At 65.6% G+C, this 1637-nt stretch carries 1 protein-coding gene; it reads right to left on the bottom strand.

All coding sequences use genetic code 11. The features are described from left to right. Positions 1–202: 202 nt before the first annotated feature. Positions 203–1540, bottom strand: a complete 1338-nt coding sequence (locus HLB44_RS36640) for an IS1380 family transposase (RefSeq protein WP_173135798.1) — start codon at positions 1538–1540, stop codon at positions 203–205. Positions 1541–1637 lie beyond the last annotated feature (97 nt).

The raw sequence follows: 1637 nt of genomic DNA, 5'->3' as shown, positions 1-1637 counted from the left end.
TAGCCCGCATGTTTCACGGTAGGTGAGCTGTACGGCCGATTTGGTTGGAGGCAGCCGATTTGGCCGAGATTTGGATCTCGAATTGGGACATTGCGACCCCTGTCGTCCGCAATGGGGCCGCTGAGCGGGCAATTGCCCCTTCCCCGGCCTGGGCTGCGAGCCATTTTTGTGTCTACGCGCAGGCCAAGCGCTGGATGAGCAGCTATGCGGAGTTCAGCACGCGCATGGCGTGCGCGAAGGTCGCCGCGCTGGGCCAGTTCGAGGCGAAGTACAGCCGTATGCGCCGGGTGTTGCGCGTGACCACCGCGCCGAGCTTGAGCAGTCTGATGCGCAAGGTGTCGATCTGCGCGGTGGCCAACTCCGTGCCGCACAGCGCCAGCGCGCGCAGCCGCTCGATGAGCACGTAGGCCAGCGCGGCCAACAGCACGCGAAGCTGGTTGGCGACGAAGTAGTGGCAGCTGGTGCGCGTGGCGAACAGCCCGATCTGCGCTTCCTTGATGCGGTTTTCCGCCTCGCCGCGCTGGCAGTAAAGCTCGTCGTACAGGTCTTCGGGCCGGTGATCGAGGTTGGTGACCACGAAGCGCGGGTTGCCGCCCTGGCTGCCCCATTCCAGTCGCGTGATCACGCGTCGTTCGTGCGTCCAGGTCTTTGCCGCGTAGCTGAACTCCGACACCCAGCGCTGCTTGGCGCCGCTGCGCTCGTACTGATCTTGGAGCGCCAGCTGCGCGTATTCGACCTGCTGCTCCAGCCGCGGATTGCGCGCCAGGCCGATGACGTAGCCCACGCCGGCGCGCTCGCACCAGTTCATGATGCGCCGGCGGCAGAAGCCGGAGTCGGCGCGGAAGATGATTCGCACCTCGGGCCACTGCTGACGCAGCCGGCGCACCAGCAGCTTCAGGATCGCCGCGGCGTGCAGCGCCCCATCGATGCGACTGGAGCGCAGGTACGCGCACAACAACTGCTGGCCGCAGAACACGTACAGCGGCAGGTAGCAGTAGCAGTCGTAGTAGCCGTGGAAGAAACGCCCCTCTTGCTGTCCGTGCAGCGGGTTGTCGGTGGCGTCGAAGTCGAGCACCAGTTCCTCGGGCGGTTGCTTGAAGCTGGCGATGAACTGCTCGACCAGGACCGCATGCAAGCGCACGGCCGTCGCTCGGTCGGCCCAGCTCTCCAGCCGGCACAGCGTGGGCGCGCTGGCCACCTCGCGATCCACCCCGACGGCGGTTTGCATCGCCACGTCGCAGCGCAGCGTCTTGTGGTCGTTCAAGTCCTCCCAACCTTGCGCCAGGGCATACACGCGCTGCCGCAACATGTCGCGCACCGCGTGCGTGATCAGCAGCGGATTGCGCGGGTCGGCTATGCAGCGCGCGGCCGCTTCGATCAGACCCAGTCGTCGATCGGTTGCCGACAGCAGCATCACTCCAGCGTCGCTGGTCATGCTGCCGCCGTCGAAGCGCCCCTCCACCACGCGTCGGCCCAGTCGGCCGCAATCGATCACCCCAAGATCGAGCTCACCTTGTCCGGTACATTCTGGATTCGGCATTGCCTCCGCCCTTCGTCAAGATTCAGCACCTCGACAAACGGGCATTCCAGGGGCAATGCCGTCCTCGCTTTCACGGGGGTAGCGTGAAATTTCCGGG

This window comes from Pseudaquabacterium terrae, assembly GCF_013266755.1.
GTDB lineage: Bacteria > Pseudomonadota > Gammaproteobacteria > Burkholderiales > Burkholderiaceae_C > Pseudaquabacterium > Pseudaquabacterium terrae.
Note: the sequence above shows the minus strand (reverse complement) of the source record. Positions and strands in the feature narration are given on the sequence as shown.

Bases quoted from the DNA above. Each gene is read 5' to 3' on its own strand.
- HLB44_RS36640 (WP_173135798.1), bottom strand. From the start codon at position 1,540: ATGCCGAATCCAGAATGTACCGGACAAGGTGAGCTCGATCTTGGGGTG.